We start from the raw sequence: 14318 nt of genomic DNA on the forward strand, positions 1-14318 counted from the left end.
CGCCGGAACCGCAACATTCCTTTGTAGATTATCGACAAAAAATGCCCCTGTGCAGCGCACAGGGGCACCGAAAGGCCACGGAATTGATTACCGTATCGAACCTTGAGCTGCGAGCAGGAGCCCGGCTGCTGATGGAGTCGGTGTCCTTCCGCGTGGACCGCGGCGACAAGATCGGCCTCGTCGGCCGGAACGGCGCCGGCAAGACCACCATGACCAAGGTCCTCGCCGGCGAATCCCTGCCGGCGGCCGGCTCGGTCTCACGCAGCGGGGAGATCGGCTACCTGCCGCAAGACCCCCGAACACCCGACATGGACCAGCTCGCCCGCGACCGGATTCTCTCCGCGCGCAACCTCGACACCGTGGTCCGCGACCTCCGGCAGGCGCAGGAGGATATGGCCAGCGAGAACACCTCGGTCCGGTCCAAGGCCATGAACCGCTACGACCGGATCGAGGCGGCGTTCCTCGCCGGCGGCGGCTACGCCGCCGAGGCCGAGGCCGCGGCGATCTCCTCCAACCTCGCCCTGCCCGAGCGCATCCTGAACCAGCCGCTGCGCACGCTCTCCGGCGGCCAGCGCCGCCGGGTGGAACTGGCCCGCATCCTGTACTCGGGCGCCGAGACGATGCTCCTTGACGAACCGACGAACCACCTCGACGCCGACTCCATCACCTGGCTGCGCGAGTTCCTGCGCACCCACCAGGGCGGGCTGATCGTGATCAGCCACGACGTCGACCTGCTCGAGGCCACAGTGAACAAGGTGTTCCACCTCGACGCGAACCGGGCCACCATCGACATCTACAACATGGGCTGGAAGCGGTACCAGCTGCAGCGTGAGACCGACGAGCGCGCCCGCAAGCGGGAGCGCGCCAACGCCGAGAAGAAGGCCCAGGTCCTCATGGACCAGGCCAATAAGATGCGCGCCAAGGCCACGAAGGCCGTTGCGGCCCAGAACATGGCCAAGCGCGCCGAGCGGCTCCTGGGCGGCCTCGATGCGGTCCGTGCCAGCGACCGCGTCGCCGCGCTGCGGTTCCCCGACCCTTCGCCCTCGGGCAAGACTCCGATGACCGCCGAGGGCCTCAGCAAGTCCTTCGGGTCCCTCGAGATCTTCACCGACGTGGACCTGGCCATCGACCGCGGCTCCAAGGTGGTCATCCTCGGGCTCAACGGTGCGGGGAAGACGACCCTGCTGCGCATGCTCGCCGGCGTCGACACCCCCGACACGGGCCGGGTGATCCCGGGCCACGGCCTCAAGGTCGGCTACTACGCGCAGGAACACGAGACACTCGACACCGAGCGGACGGTCCTCGAGAACATGAAGAGCGCGGCACCGGACATGAAGGACGCCGAGGTGCGCGGCATCCTGGGGTCGTTCCTGTTCTCCGGCGACGACGTCGAAAAGCCCGCCGGGGTGCTCTCCGGCGGTGAGAAGACGCGCCTCGCGCTGGCGACCATCGTGGCGTCCTCGGCGAACGTCCTGCTGCTCGACGAACCAACCAACAACCTCGACCCCGCCAGCCGGGCGGAGATCCTTGGGGCACTAGCCAACTACACCGGCGCCGTCGTCATGGTCAGCCACGACGAGGGGGCCGTCGAGGCCCTCAAGCCAGAGCGGGTCGTGCTGCTGCCTGACGGCGTCGAGGACCTGTGGAACGAGGACTACCTCGACCTCGTGACGCTGGCCTAGCGGCTCAGCGGTAGCCCTGGGCGTCCAGGAGCGCGTCCTCGGCCTCCTCGGCCGTGGGGCGCCGCCCGGGACGCCGGGTCGCCTCCGGCCGGCCTCCCGCCTCTTCGCGGTCCAGGCGGGCCTGCTGCCGGGCGGCATAGCCGAGCCCGACGAAGAGCAGCACGCCGAAGGCGAACCACTGCAGGGAGTAGGAAAGGTGCGGTCCCTCGTTCAGTGACGGCTTGGGGAACTGCGAGGGGGCGACCGCCGGCGCGGGGTCCTCGGCGGCCATGAGCCCGTACGCGCCGGTCTGTACGGGGTAGCCGAGCTTCGCGGCGTACCCCTTGAGGTCGATCGAGGCGACCTGGCCCTCCGGGGCGCCCCGATTCACTGCCGGCTCACCGGGCTTGATGCGCGCCGTGACCGTGACGGTTCCCTCCGGCGGTGCGGGGATCGAATCCGGCCTCCCCGCCCGGTCATTGCCGATGGGCAGCCAGCCCCGGTCGATGATGACAGCCGTGCCGTCGGCCAGGCGCAGCGGAGTGAGCACCTCATAGCCGGGCTGGCCGTTCATCGGGCGGTTACGCACCACGACCTGCCCCGCCGTGTCGTACTCGCCGGTGAGCCGAACCGGAGTCCATTCCCGCAGGGGATCGTAGGTGGCGAAGTCGGTTGTGCCTTTTGCGTAGGGCACGGGGGACTTCTCGTAGTTCGCCTCGATGCGTCCGATGTCGGACACCACCGCATTGCGCCGCTCCAGCTGCCACATGCCCAGTGCGGCGCAGGCCGCCGCCAGTGCCATCACCAGCGCGAACCAGCCGAGCCAGCGGCGGGAGATCAGGAACCGGTACACCTAGGACGCACCGCCAGCCAGCGTTATTGTCTCTTTCCAGAGCCCACGGACCTGGAGGTAGTCCTGCAGCCAGTCGACATGGGCGGCGCAGGCGGCCCAGGCCTTGCGGCGCTCAGGGGTGTGGATGCGGGGGTTGTTCCACAGCAGCTGCCATTCGGCCGCCTCGCGGCAGCCCTTCCGCGAGCAGACCGTCGATTCGGCCGCCTGCTGAGGGGCACCCGAGAGGGAGTCGAAAATGTTGAAACCGGGTGTGCTCACGCGGCGGTGTCCGTCCTTCCGCGCAGCGGATCGTCGTTCTCATTGTGGTCATCGGTGGGTGCCAAACGCTCCTCCTCGATGATCTCCCCGGTCAGGACGTCTGGACCGGGGTCCTCCGTCTCGACCGGGCTGGTCGGGGCTTCAATTTCGCGCACCGGCGCGCGGTCGAGCAGGGCGTCGGTGTGGCGGATGTCGCTGGTGTCGCTGCCCCCGTTGGCGATGATGACGGCGAAGTAGGGCAGGAGCACCGCCCCCGCGATCACAACCCACACCATCCACCCTTCGACGAAGAAGACGAGGATGAGGCATACCATCCGGATGCCCATTGAGATCGAGTACTTGATCATGCGCGAGCGCATTTCGTCGGTGTGGGACTCCCGGGCGTCGGAAATGCTGTGAACGTCGGTGTCGTGCCTGCTGTGCCTGGTCTGCTTGCTCATTCCACTCCCAAGGGGCTTCATCCATCATCTCATCCCACCGCCCGTTGTTAAAGTTGGCTGCCTCACGGCTAGGATCGACGGGACACTTTGACATGAGTTCGTTAAGTAACAACGTGTAGCGAGAAGCGGAGGATCCCTGTGCAGGAAACAAGTCGCAGCGATGAAGACAGGCCCGGACGCAGCGTCCTCGTCACGGGTGGGAACCGGGGCATCGGGCTTGCCATCGCGAATGCGTTCCTTGCCAACGGGGACAAGGTGGCGATCACCTACCGCAGCGGCGAGGTGCCGGAGGGACTGCTGGGCGTGAAGGCCGACGTGACGAGTGAGGAGCAGCTCGACGCGGCGTTCACCGAGGTCGAGGCCGCCCACGGGCCCGTCGAGGTGCTCGTCGCCAACGCCGGCATCACCCGCGACACGCTGCTGCTGCGCATGAGCGAAACCGACTTCACCGACGTCATTGATACAAACCTCACCGGTGCATTCCGGGTGATCAAGCGCGCCTCCAAGGGAATGATCCGGCTGCGCCGCGGGCGCGTCATCCTGATCTCCTCTGTGACCGGTCTTTACGGCGCCCCCGGCCAGATCAACTACTCCGCCTCCAAGGCCGGGCTGGTCGGCATTGCCCGCTCGCTTACCCGCGAACTGGGCTCCCGCGGCATCACCGCGAACGTCATCGCCCCGGGATTCATCGACACCGACATGACGGCGGAGCTTCCCGAGGACACCCGCAAGAGCTATCTGGCCACCATCCCCGCCGGGCGCTTCGCGTCCCCGGACGAGGTGGCCAAGGTGGTGCGCTGGGTCGCCAGCGAGGAGGCAGGCTACATCTCCGGCGCCGTCATCCCGGTCGACGGCGGCCTCGGCATGGGCCACTAGGCCCCATCAGCATTCCGGCGGCAGCGTCCGCTGCCGCCGCACCGGAAACGCGAAGTCACGATGCGTGGGAACCAGCCCGCGCCAAGAAGGAGTAGTCATGGGTGCATTGGACGGCATTGGAGCAATCGTCACCGGATCATCACGGGGCATCGGGGCCGATGTGGCCCAGCTGCTCGCCGCCGAAGGCGCGGCCGTCGTGGTGAACTACCGGCAGAAGGCCCCCCGGGCCAACAAGGTGGTCGCCGGGATCGAGGGTGCCGGCGGCCGGGCCGTCGCAGTCGGCGCCGACCTGACCACTTCCGAGGGCCCGGCCGCACTGGTCGCCGCCGCGGTGAGCAGCTTCGGAGGACTTGGCCTGCTGGTGCTGAATGCGTCGGGAGGCATGGAGAGCGGTGTCGGCGAGGACTATGCGCTGAAGCTCAACCGGGATGCCCAGGTCAATATGCTCAAGGCCGCCGCGGAGGTCATGCCCGCCGGCTCCCGCGTGGTGTTTGTCACCAGCCATCAGGCGCACTTCATCGACACCGTGCCCACCATGGACGCCTACGAGCCGGTGGCCCGCAGCAAGCGCGCCGGTGAGGACGCCCTGCGCGACCTCATCCCGATGCTCGAGGAGAAGGGTATACGCCTTGTCATCGTCTCCGGCGACATGATCGAGGGCACGGTGACCGCAACCCTGCTGGACCGCGCGGCCCCCGGTGCGATCGAGGCGCGGCGCAGCGAAGCAGGCAAGCTGTACTCAGTGGCGGAGTTCGCTTCGGAAATCGTGAAGATGGTCACCGCCGACGTGCCGACCGGCCACACCGAACTGGTCGGGGGAGCGCGCGGCTTCGTGCCGCAGGGCTGACGATGCGGCGGGCTGCGCGCCCTACCCTGGCCGCTGCGCCTTCGCCGTCCAGGTCAGTCGGTACTACGGTGAAAGAGCCGTGTACGGGATCTCAGCGGTCCATCGTGGGTCCCGCGGGCCACACCCCTGCTGTGGCCGCTTCGACGGTGCCGCAGCACTCCTCCAGCCGCTTCCGCTCGTAGTCGCTTAAGCCGGAATCGGCCAGGGCGGCGCGGGTCCGGGAGAGCTGGTGGAGCACAGCGTCGAGGTGCCGCCCGGATGTGTCGGTCCAGGCGATTTCCCGGAGCATCTGGACCGTGCGCTCCGCGGTCCGGGGGTCGGTCATGCCATAGGTGAGCAGCTGTCCCATGGCTTGGTCCAACAGGGAGGGGAAGCCTGGGTATGTCAACCTCACCCGGGGCGTGCCGTCCTCGTCCTGCAGGGTCTTGGGGCCGGCATTCCGCGATACCAGCGAGCACAGAACCGCGGAGATGTGGGCCACGGCGTGAACGGCCGTCGTCGGATCGTTGACCCCCGGGGAGAGCGCGCGGCTGGCGACGTCGAGCAGCTGCTGGAGCCCGAATCCGGCATCCTGTACGGACGTGCGCTCAAAGCCTGTCCTGAGGGCGGCGTTCAGCTTCTTTTCCACGGTTTCCCGCACTGCCGGATCAATGGCCGTCCCGTCGGGGTCCCAGGCCCTCGCGCAGGGGATTCCGACGATGAGGGAGCTGCCCGGGGCGGCGTCCACGGAGATGAGGACCCCCGTATCGGTTGCGGCACTCAACGCCCGGTCCTCATCGATTCCCGTCAAAAACCCGGATGAACTGCTGACCAGAACCACGCCGTGCGGTCTCCCAGCGAATCCGCTGTCCGGCCGGGGCTGGTCATCCTCGGGGAAGATCCGGGCGATGGCCACGTTGGCCTCCGCGTGGACGTCCCGCAGCATGGTTTCAACCCGAATCTGCCGTGACAGGTGCGCCAGGAAAAGGACGAGGGCGATGACGCTGGCCACGGCAAGAACGAAGGCGAACGTTACGGAGATCTCGGGGACGAATCCGGGGTCCGTCGAGGTCTCCGCCCTGATACTGCGAAGAACGGTCAGCGCGAACACCAGCGTGGCGAGAAACAGGGCCAGCGTGTTGTGGACGAACCGGTCGCGGGTGAAGGTGCGCAGCAGGCGGGGAGAGAACTGGCTGCTGGCCAGCTGCAGCGTCACCACCGTGAGCGAGAAGGTCAGCGACGTGACCGTGACCAGCGACCCCGCGATGGTTTCCATGAGCGATCTGGCCGCCTCGGGACCTCCGCTGAACAGCAGACCCGACAACAGCGGTGCAACCCGGTCCTGGATGGCACGGTCAAGGAGTGGCAGTAGCTGACCCAGGATGAGGGCCACGAACAGCGCCAGCAGGGGAATGGGCCAGAGTTGGGTGCGGAGCGAATCCCGGAGGGTGCTCCGGGAGACCTGCCCGCTCACTGCTGCCCACTCCGGGTCCGGGGGCGGGCTCCTGGGTCTTCCTCGGTGCACGTCATGCCAGAAGACTAACCGCTCCCAGGCATCAGCCGTAACGGGATCTCCGGGTCGCCGGTGCGGAAGGCGGCGTCTTCCATTCCGGGGTTCGCGCCGATGTCCCCGGCGGGCCTGCCTGTCGCACCTTGCGGGTCAACATGCACCGATCCGCTCGGTGCGGAGGATCAGAACGACGCGCGCCGCTGCCCCCTGTTCAGCTGGTGTCAGCGCTTCGGCGGCGCCGCGTTCTTCGGTCTGGTCAGGAGAGCGGCAAGACCCGCGGCCACAGCCGCGGCGAAAAGAACGAATTTCAGGATGGTGAACGTCGACGCGGCGGCAACGGCGCCGGGCCCCAGAGACTCCGCCGCGAAGACCGCCTCGAGGAGCAGATTTTCAGTGATGTCGACCACGACGTAGACCACCGGGACGGGCAGCAGAAACCACCGGATTTTCCTGCCGCGGGTGATGGTGGAGATCAGAAGCATGACAGTGGCCGCAAAGACGACCGGGAACAGGACATCCCAAAGGTAGTGGGATGCTCCGTAGCGCTCGTACAGTTCGTCGGTCATGCGTGACTGCACGCGGGTGATGTAGTCGCTGTCGTACCCGGTCAACAGGGTATCGGGCATGGCCAGGCCGCCCGTTGCGCGCTGCAGGGAGGCGAGTTGCAGGCCGTTGATGGCCGCCAGAACGGCGCTCACGACGACGCCGGCAATGATCAGCAGGGCTGCTCTCCCCGGTCTTCTCGCCGCGGGCGATCCGGATCCGGCGGGTGCACGCCTGCTCCGCCGGGGCTGATGTGGGTTCGATGCCATCGACCCATTATGTACACCATCTCGGCGGCTTGAACCTCACAATCCGGTAAACGCCCCGGCTGGGCCGGTCCACCTCGGGCGTCGGTCCGGTATACGTTGCGCCACAACCCGGTCTCGCGCCCCGTCTCGAGGTCACAGACCCATGAAGCCGGTTGGGGACCGGAAGCGGTGCTGCCTAGGTTGTTTGGACGGCGCGGGGAACCAACCACAATGCGGACCGGATGCGCTGCCGGCCCCAGCGATATGGAGGAGTCATGGAATCGATGACCAGGAAACGATGGGCGATGCGGGCTGCTGCGATGTCGATGCTGCCGATTACCGCACTGGGGCTCGTGGGTTGCGACAGCACCGCGGGCACCGAGGAGGGCGCCGATGTGGAAGACATCGTGGACGAGGAGGCCGATGGCACCGAGGCGCCGGGTGGAGTCGAACCCTACAACGGGGTCTATGACAGCACGTTCTTCGACGATCGGGAGAGTTATGTCGGGGAGGAAGTGACCCTGTCCGCAGATGTGAACGAGGTGATGTCTCCGATGTCATTCACCATCGCCGGCACCGACGACACCACCGTCGAGGCTCTGCTGGTTGTGCATGACATGGAACTGCCCGAGGTGGCCCCGGAACTGACGGTCAGCGTCACAGGGGTCGTCCGTGAGGCGTTTGACCTTCCAACAGTCGAGGAGGAAATGGGAATCGACCTTGATGATGAGGCATTCGAAGATTGGGACGGTGAACCCTACGTCGAGGCCAAGAGCGTCGATACCGCTGTCCCCGCCGACAGCTGACCGTCAACTGGATGCGCGGCCCCGTCCGGAGCGCCGGACGGGGCCGCGCCGAACAACGGGAAGGGACACACCATGGCAGAGAGTACGCCGACAGCGGCCCGATCATGGCATCACGGCACCCGCCGGGCCGCCGACGTCGTCAGACTGCTCGCTGCACTCAGCATCAGCGTGTGCGCGGCCGGGATGGGGCTGCCCGACACACTGGGCTTTGCCATCGTGTTTCTTGGGTTGCTCGTTCCACGGATCACCCGCCTGCCCGGTCCCTTCGATTTCGGTTTTTGCCTGAATATTTTCGTGGCGACCTGGAGCGGGATCGCCGGGCTCTATCGGGCCATCTCCTGGTGGGATCTTCATTACGGCCGGAGCAACGGCGGCGGCACTGTTCCTTGTGCAGGCCCGCACGGGTCTGACCCCGGGCACCGCTGATGGGCAGGTGCTTCGCGGCCGTTCCATCGCAGCCATGACCTTGGCCCTGGGACTTTCCGCTGCGGTTGTCTGGGAGTTCTTCGAATGGGCGGCGAATGCCTATTTCACCGAGGAGATCCACGTCGGATACAACGACACCATGGCCGACCTCGCGGTCGGAGGTCTCGGAGCGCTTCTGGCAGGCGTTGCATTGGTCGGCTGGAAATCCGCCAGAACGGGCCGGCCGGTCGAACGCCTCCAGGCGCCAACCGGGTGACCTCGCCCGCCGCGCCGGACTCGCTGCCCTAGCCCCAAACACGGCCCAGGACGCCCGGACCGACGGTCGGCCCCGCCCGGATCACGGACGGAACTGATGATACGGGCAGGCGGCGACCGGAAGGCTGTGGAGGTTCCGGTGCCCGATGGCACTCCGCTCCGCCCCTCGGGGCCCGCACCACAGCTTGGTGACGTTCCGGTCACAGCTGGGTCGCAGGGACCGGTCCCGGGTAACGATGGAATAGACCAGGGGTCCCACGCACCGGATGCTTGCCGAGGCTGGGAGAAGAGCGGCGCCATCCTCCCGCAGACGCCGCCGGCTACCGCCGCAGTTAGGCGGGGCCGCTCGGTCCGCCCCCGCGCCGGGAGCGCAGCGATAACCGGCGGGCACCGCGCCGGACGCAGGCGGACAAACCGAGGCCTATGAGGTGGCCCCGACATAAGCAGATAAGCGGCAGGCACTGCCCAGAACACGCAACAGATCCGACGATTGTGCTCCTCGGAAACCCGGGGGCAGAGGAGTTGGGACTGGAAGCATAAACATTTTCGGCAGGATCCGTGAGGGAATGCAGGTTTTCGATCGGGCGGGCGAACGGGTCGGTGTGGTGAGGTCCGTGGAGCTTGGACGCGACCGCGTACCGTCATCGCAGATGGAGGCCGGCGGAGGCGGCAGGGTATCGGGGCTGCGCGGAGCGTTCGCTACCCCTGTCGCCGACCTGCCGATGGCATGCCGCGACCGCCTGCTCCACGACGGTTTCATCCGCATCGACTGCGACCGTTCCAGCACGGATTTCTTCGAGTCCTTCGATGCGGTGGACCGGGTGGCAGGCAGCATCGTGCGCCTGGCTGTGCGGCACCACCAGGACAGCGCGCGTTCCCCCGCTATTCGCTGAGCGCGGTGATGACCGTGAGGAGGACTGCGTAAAGCACGAGGCCCACGGCGAACCAGGCGAAGCTTGAGTTTCGGTTGGAGGGCAGTTCTTCCTTGAAGACGTTCAGCAGCACCGACCCGGCAAGGAAGGAGGTCAGCAACGCCACGACCAGGGTGCTGGTCGGCGCAAACAGGGCCGAGAGCACCCATCCCGCCAGCAGGGACCCGGCCAGCAGGATGCGGCCGGTTGACCTGAAGCGCCGCGGGTAGTGCTCCTCCAGGCCGCGGTCCGTCAGGATGAAGTGAAGACCCATCGCGACCGTGAAGAGAACGGCGAACAGGACTCCGGTGCGCACCCGCAGCGCCATGGTGTACGTGATGAGCACGTTGTACGCCATGAAGGACGCAAGGTGGAGCCAGTAGACTCCCGCGGAGCCGGAGTCTGTCCCACCGCTGCGGTCCCCGGCGCGTGCGGCCATGCGCTCGAGCCCGTAGAACAGTGTGAATCCGGTGAGCGCGACAACGAAGATGCCCAGGTCGAGCAGGGGAGTGACGGTGAGGGAATCCTCCAAAGCCTCTCCGATGGCATTGCTGCCCTCGGCCACCTCGGGCAGCAGGTGCAGGAAGACATAGGCGACGGCGAGGCCTCCCGCGAAGGAGCCGGTGTACCGCTCGGGAACGAGCGGCAGCTTGCGGATATGCGGGGCGCCCAGGTGCAGCGCCGCGAGGAGCACGGCGATCAGGAGTGCGCCCACCACACTCTGTGCCACGGTCGGTTGCACGCTCACCCTTCCCGCCGGGGGCGCGCCCGGTGTCCGGCCTCATCCGCCACCGGTGCCTCCGGGGCCCGGGCCCGGTCCTGGTCCCGTAGGAAGAAAGCCCCAAGGGATCCGGCAAGGGTCGCGAACACGGCCACCGAGTAGACCGCCAGCAGCACCTGAAGAATGCGGGCAAATGGATCCGTCGGGGTCAGTCCGCTCCCGGTGATGGTGGCCATCGCGGCTTCGAAAAGCGCCTCGGTGTAGGAGGTGTGGGAACCGGTTGCGTAGAGCAGCTGGCTGGCGGCGAGGATCACGACGGCGGTCACGGCCGCGAGCCAGCCGATCCGGCTCGAGAGCAGTCGACCCGCCGACCGGGACCCCCGGATTCCCGCGGACAGGATCCCTCCGAAGCGGGCAAACCGCGCGATCCGGACGATCCGGAGGACCTGGAGCGCACGGAAGAACCGCAGGAACGGCACGAGCAGGAAGACAAGCTGCCACCAGTTCTTCGCCCAAAACGCCCTGCTGAAGCCGCCAAGATAGGCCCGCAGCAGGAATTCCGCGACGAAAACGGCCCAGAACACCCAACCGGCAATGCTGAAGGCCAGGACCACGGCCGGGTCCTCGGCGAGGAGTTGCCCAAGGACCACGAAGAGGAAGATCACGCCGAGGATCCCCATGGGTTTATCCAGCCGGCGGGCGAGGACCTCCGCGCTGCGGAGTCTGTCGGACGCCGCCGGAGCGGTGCCGGGCCCGGCGGCGGGCCCCGTCACGGCGATTCTTCCCCGAAACGGTTGGCCACACCATCCAGGGCCGACCCGCTGCCGGCCTTGGCTTGGGCGATCACGCTGATCGTCCCATTCGTCTCGAGCACGACGGCGGCGATGCTGGAGAGGTCCCCGAACCCGCTGCCGCGCACCGCCTGCAGCACCTCGGACTCTGTCAGCCGGTTTCGACGCAGCTGGCTGTGCTGAAGCTTTCCGTCGATGACAAGGGCAACCGGTTGCGCGGTGACGAAGGAGCGCGCCCGGGGCCAGTGCGCCGATACCCAGGCGACGACCAGTTGAAGTGCCGCGAGCAGTGCCAGGGCCGTGACCCCCTCCAGGAAGGCGACGTCTGAACTGAGCAGGATCGTGGCAAGCGTCGACCCGAACGCAACGGTGACGATGAAGTCAAAGGCATTCAATTGCCCCAGCGTGCGCTTGCCCGAGGCCCGCAGCACTAGCACCAGGGCGGCATAGGAAACCGAGCCGATGAGCAGCACCCTCAGAATCTGCGCCCATGAGTCAAACCACATTCAGGACCCCCTCCAGAGCCGTCCAACTAGCGATCGAGGCTATCAGGTCCCCCTGTCGCGGATCCCTGATGGTGCGGCGGACCACCGCCGACTCCATCGACAGTACGGGGGGTGCAGCTGTGCGACCAGCGGGTGACCGGCTGGCCGGGCTCCCGGACTGCGCCTCACCGCGGGGACGTCGGAGCGGCGCTGGCGGCGCTCTTGGCCTCCGCCGCGGTCTTCGCATACGATGCCGAGACGCGGCGGTACACGGGCGTCAGGAAGGCGAGCAGGGCGGCGAGAATCAGGATGATTCCGGCCACCAAGAACACCAGGGCGATGCCGCGGGAGGTGCCCTCTCCCAGCAGCGGAGCCAGTTGGGCGGCGCCCTCGTCGGAGCGTGCATACGGGATGATCCAGAACTGCGCGATCGGGGCGATGAGGAACGCGGTGATAGGGGCTGCCGCGGACTCGAACGCCATGGCAAACCCAAACACCCGCCCCTGCCGCTGCAGGGGCACCACCTGCTGGATGACCGTCTGCTCGGCAGCCTCGACGAAGGGCACGAGCACCAGGTAGAGCCAGATGCCGGCGATGTACAGCCACGCCCACTCCCGCAGCGTAAACACCGCGCCGAGGACCCCCATCAGGATCACCGCGAGGAGCATGGTGCGCAGCGGGTTGGCTCCCAGCCCGAACCTGCCAATCAGCGCGCCGCCCACGATGAACCCGGTGGCACCGAGCGCGAAGAAGGTGCCCCACAGCTCCACGGGGAAAAGCTCAAGCCCATAGGGATCCATCAGGGCCAGGTAGACGCCGCCGACGAAATTGTTGAAGGTTGAGAACAGGATCAGCGCGAACAGCCCCGACACGGCGAGCACAGCGGCCAGTGAGCCGCGGAAATCGAAGCCGCCGTGGGCGTCCGTCGCTGCCGCGCGCACCTCCTCGGGCATGCTCAGCGTCAGCAGGTGCGCGAAAGCCAGCGCCGTGAACACCAGGGCGACGACGATCGTCCAGCCCATACCCAGCAGCCCCACCGACAGCCCGGACAGCACCGAGGTGACGATGAACATCAGGCCCTGCACCATGCCTACCAGCCCGTTGGCATTGGCCCGCCGGTCCGGCTCGATGAGGATGGTGACCGTCGTGGAGAGGGCGATGTTGCGCAGGTTCTCCACCACCGCGCCGATCAGGATAATCAGGGTGAAGACCCAGAACCATGGCCGGGTCAGGTCAAGCAGCGCGGGTGTGGGCGCCAGGGCGAACATGATCCCGGACAGCACGAACATGACGAGGGTGAAGCCCGCGGCGAAGCGCATCACGGCCAGCTTGCGGTAGCGGTCCACGTAGGTGCCGAAGCTGATGCTGGAGAGGGCGATGAGCAGCATGTACGCCCCACCCACCACACCGGTGGCGATCACGTTGCGCGTCTCCAGGTACACCCAGAACGTCAGCGCGAACCACAGGTAACTGGTGGTGATATTGGCGAGGGCAGTGTTGATCAGGATCCCGGCGAAGGTGCGGGACCGCTCCGCCGGGGTGCGCAGGGAGGTGTCGATGGCGTCGCTGTCCGCAGGCGGCGGCGCCGCATCCGCCCCGTCCAGCGTCGGAGGGACGGCTGCGTCCACGCGCGTGCCGTCGAGGGGATCCGCAGCGGCCCGGGGCTGGGCCGGTTCGTGCCCGGTCATGCGTCCCAGTGTAGTGACCGGCACCGACACTGTCGCTGCGCCGGCTGGACCTGTTACGCGCCGCTGGGGATCCCAGGGAACGGTGCCGGTGCGGGCCTTAGATCCCCGCGAAGTTCCGCACAATGTCGAGGTAGGGCAGATCGACGGAGGCGTCCGCGGCTGCCCGCACGGCGGGCTTCGCGTTGAACGCCACCCCGAGCCCGGCGGCGCCGAGCATGTCGAGGTCGTTCGCTCCGTCGCCGACCGCGATGGTCCGCTCAAGCGGAATGCCGGCGTCCTGCGCCCACCGCCGCAGGGAGCGCTCCTTTTCCGCCCGGTCGATGACCCGGCCCGACACCCGACCGGTGAGGAGGCCGTCGCGGATCTCCAGCACGTTCGCCTTGGCGTGGGTCAGGCGCAGGCGCGCCGCCAGCGGGTCGAGGATCTGGCTGAACCCGCCGGAGACCACCGCCACAAGGTGGCCTGCCCCGAGGAACGCTTCCGCCATCACCTCGGCACCCTCGCTCAGCTCGATCTGGGCGCCGACCTTGTCCAGAACCGCCTCGGGCAGTCCTGCCAGGACGGCGACCCGGGCATGAAGGCTCTGGGCGAAGTCGATTTCACCGCGCATCGCGGCTTCCGTGACGGCGGCGACCTCCGCCTCGCGGCCCGCAAAGGCGGCCAGCAGTTCGATGACCTCCTGCTTGATCAGCGTCGAGTCGACGTCGAGCACCAGCAACGTGCGCCCCGGGCCGAAAACCGCACCGGGAACCACCGCGGTCCCGACCGGCCGCACCGGCGCTCCGGCGGCGGCATCGCCCGCTCCCGGCAGGACCGCACGCAGGTCCGCCACCGGACCGGTGTACTCCACCGTGAGCGTCCGCACCCGGTACCGGGAGTCACCGCCGTCACTGGCCGCCAGGATCCTCGCGCCGGCGGCGCGGACGGCGTCCTCGACGGCCAGGAAGCCCGCCTCGGAATCGTTCAAACCGTAGCTGACGACTCGGAACGGCGCGGTCATTAAACCTCCAGGGATGCAGG

At 67.6% G+C, this 14318-nt stretch carries 17 protein-coding genes; 7 read left to right on the top strand and 10 right to left on the bottom strand.

Annotation, left to right across the window (positions count from 1 at the left end):
- The first annotated feature begins 83 nt into the window (after positions 1 to 83).
- Entirely contained in the window at positions 84 to 1682 is a 1599-nt protein-coding gene (locus GVV86_RS02625) for an ABC-F family ATP-binding cassette domain-containing protein (protein ID WP_159616381.1), read from the top strand.
- A gap of 4 nt (positions 1683 to 1686) precedes the next feature.
- Here the strand turns inward: GVV86_RS02625 and GVV86_RS02630 are convergent, their stop codons facing one another.
- From GVV86_RS02630 to GVV86_RS02640, 3 genes are read right to left on the bottom strand one after another with little or no spacing between them, the layout of a single operon-like run.
- The gene (locus GVV86_RS02630; RefSeq protein ID WP_159616383.1) at positions 1687 to 2514 is read right to left on the bottom strand and encodes an SURF1 family cytochrome oxidase biogenesis protein; all 828 of its coding nucleotides are present in this window, start codon (positions 2512 to 2514) and stop codon (positions 1687 to 1689) included.
- The gene (locus tag GVV86_RS02635) at positions 2515 to 2772 is read right to left on the bottom strand and encodes a hypothetical protein (RefSeq protein ID WP_159801268.1); all 258 of its coding nucleotides are present in this window, start codon (positions 2770 to 2772) and stop codon (positions 2515 to 2517) included.
- A complete protein-coding gene (locus GVV86_RS02640) occupies positions 2769 to 3212 on the bottom strand; it encodes a DUF3099 domain-containing protein (protein ID WP_246199614.1) in 444 nt (147 codons plus the stop codon). The genes GVV86_RS02635 and GVV86_RS02640 overlap by 4 nt, the downstream gene beginning before the upstream one ends.
- A 138-nt stretch (positions 3213 to 3350) precedes the next feature.
- Between GVV86_RS02640 and GVV86_RS02645 the strand changes: the two genes are divergently transcribed.
- Together GVV86_RS02645 and GVV86_RS02650 are read left to right on the top strand one after the other, a co-directional pair.
- Entirely contained in the window at positions 3351 to 4088 is a 738-nt protein-coding gene (locus tag GVV86_RS02645) for a beta-ketoacyl-ACP reductase (RefSeq protein WP_159616387.1), read from the top strand.
- A 97-nt stretch (positions 4089 to 4185) separates the two neighbouring features.
- The gene (locus GVV86_RS02650) at positions 4186 to 4935 is read left to right on the top strand and encodes an SDR family oxidoreductase (protein WP_159801270.1); all 750 of its coding nucleotides are present in this window, start codon (positions 4186 to 4188) and stop codon (positions 4933 to 4935) included.
- A gap of 91 nt (positions 4936 to 5026) precedes the next feature.
- Here the strand turns inward: GVV86_RS02650 and GVV86_RS02655 are convergent, their stop codons facing one another.
- Complete coding sequence (locus GVV86_RS02655; RefSeq protein ID WP_159801272.1) at positions 5027 to 6388, bottom strand: DUF2254 domain-containing protein; 1362 nt, start codon at positions 6386 to 6388, stop codon at positions 5027 to 5029.
- 257 nt (positions 6389 to 6645) lie between these two features.
- Positions 6646 to 7236: a hypothetical protein gene (locus tag GVV86_RS02660; protein WP_159801274.1), complete on the bottom strand. Its 591-nt coding sequence runs from the start codon at positions 7234 to 7236 to the stop codon at positions 6646 to 6648.
- Positions 7237 to 7499: 263 nt separating this feature from the next.
- Between GVV86_RS02660 and GVV86_RS02665 the strand changes: the two genes are divergently transcribed.
- The 4 genes from GVV86_RS02665 to GVV86_RS02680 all read left to right on the top strand — a co-directional run bounded on the left by GVV86_RS02665 (position 7500) and on the right by GVV86_RS02680 (position 9595).
- Positions 7500 to 8021 carry a hypothetical protein gene (locus GVV86_RS02665; RefSeq protein WP_159616395.1) on the top strand — a complete coding sequence of 174 codons (522 nt, stop codon included), beginning with the start codon at positions 7500 to 7502 and terminating at the stop codon, positions 8019 to 8021.
- A 72-nt stretch (positions 8022 to 8093) separates the two neighbouring features.
- Entirely contained in the window at positions 8094 to 8447 is a 354-nt protein-coding gene (locus tag GVV86_RS02670; protein WP_159801276.1) for a hypothetical protein, read from the top strand.
- A gap of 34 nt (positions 8448 to 8481) precedes the next feature.
- On the top strand, positions 8482 to 8703 hold the full coding sequence (locus GVV86_RS02675) for a DUF2238 domain-containing protein (protein ID WP_159801278.1): 222 nt from the start codon (positions 8482 to 8484) through the stop codon (positions 8701 to 8703).
- A 565-nt stretch (positions 8704 to 9268) separates the two neighbouring features.
- Positions 9269 to 9595, top strand: coding sequence for a hypothetical protein (locus GVV86_RS02680; protein WP_159616399.1), 327 nt, complete (start codon positions 9269 to 9271; stop codon positions 9593 to 9595).
- On the opposite strand, the gene GVV86_RS02685 is transcribed toward GVV86_RS02680, so the two are convergent.
- From GVV86_RS02685 to serB, 5 genes are all read right to left on the bottom strand, one after another.
- A complete protein-coding gene (locus tag GVV86_RS02685) occupies positions 9585 to 10361 on the bottom strand; it encodes a hypothetical protein (protein WP_159616401.1) in 777 nt (258 codons plus the stop codon). The two genes, GVV86_RS02680 and GVV86_RS02685, sit on opposite strands and share 11 nt — an antisense overlap.
- Entirely contained in the window at positions 10358 to 11107 is a 750-nt protein-coding gene (locus tag GVV86_RS02690) for a hypothetical protein (protein ID WP_159616403.1), read from the bottom strand. The genes GVV86_RS02685 and GVV86_RS02690 overlap by 4 nt, the downstream gene beginning before the upstream one ends.
- Complete coding sequence (locus GVV86_RS02695; RefSeq protein WP_159616405.1) at positions 11104 to 11631, bottom strand: DUF421 domain-containing protein; 528 nt, start codon at positions 11629 to 11631, stop codon at positions 11104 to 11106. Before GVV86_RS02695 ends, GVV86_RS02690 begins: the two co-directional genes overlap by 4 nt.
- A gap of 164 nt (positions 11632 to 11795) precedes the next feature.
- Positions 11796 to 13298 (bottom strand): MFS transporter, encoded by a 1503-nt coding sequence (locus tag GVV86_RS02700; RefSeq protein WP_159801280.1) that lies wholly within the window; start codon positions 13296 to 13298, stop codon positions 11796 to 11798.
- Between the two features lie 97 nt (positions 13299 to 13395).
- Positions 13396 to 14298, bottom strand: coding sequence for a phosphoserine phosphatase SerB (serB, locus tag GVV86_RS02705; protein ID WP_159616409.1), 903 nt, complete (start codon positions 14296 to 14298; stop codon positions 13396 to 13398).
- Positions 14299 to 14318: the final 20 nt, after the last annotated feature.

The sequence above is a fragment of the Arthrobacter zhaoguopingii genome (genome assembly GCF_009828595.1).
Taxonomy (GTDB): Bacteria; Actinomycetota; Actinomycetes; order Actinomycetales; family Micrococcaceae; genus Arthrobacter_D; species Arthrobacter_D zhaoguopingii.

Coding starts and splice junctions, on each gene's coding strand:
- GVV86_RS02650 (WP_159801270.1), top strand. CDS start 4,186: ATGGGTGCATTGGACGGCATTGGAGCAATCGTCACCGGATCATCACGG.
- serB (WP_159616409.1), bottom strand. CDS start 14,298: ATGACCGCGCCGTTCCGAGTCGTCAGCTACGGTTTGAACGATTCCGAG.
- GVV86_RS02680 (WP_159616399.1), top strand. CDS start 9,269: ATGCAGGTTTTCGATCGGGCGGGCGAACGGGTCGGTGTGGTGAGGTCC.
- GVV86_RS02665 (WP_159616395.1), top strand. CDS start 7,500: ATGACCAGGAAACGATGGGCGATGCGGGCTGCTGCGATGTCGATGCTG.
- GVV86_RS02695 (WP_159616405.1), bottom strand. CDS start 11,631: ATGTGGTTTGACTCATGGGCGCAGATTCTGAGGGTGCTGCTCATCGGC.
- GVV86_RS02675 (WP_159801278.1), top strand. CDS start 8,482: ATGACCTTGGCCCTGGGACTTTCCGCTGCGGTTGTCTGGGAGTTCTTC.
- GVV86_RS02670 (WP_159801276.1), top strand. CDS start 8,094: ATGGCAGAGAGTACGCCGACAGCGGCCCGATCATGGCATCACGGCACC.
- GVV86_RS02640 (WP_246199614.1), bottom strand. CDS start 3,212: ATGAGCAAGCAGACCAGGCACAGCAGGCACGACACCGACGTTCACAGC.
- GVV86_RS02660 (WP_159801274.1), bottom strand. CDS start 7,236: ATGGCATCGAACCCACATCAGCCCCGGCGGAGCAGGCGTGCACCCGCC.
- GVV86_RS02700 (WP_159801280.1), bottom strand. CDS start 13,298: ATGACCGGGCACGAACCGGCCCAGCCCCGGGCCGCTGCGGATCCCCTC.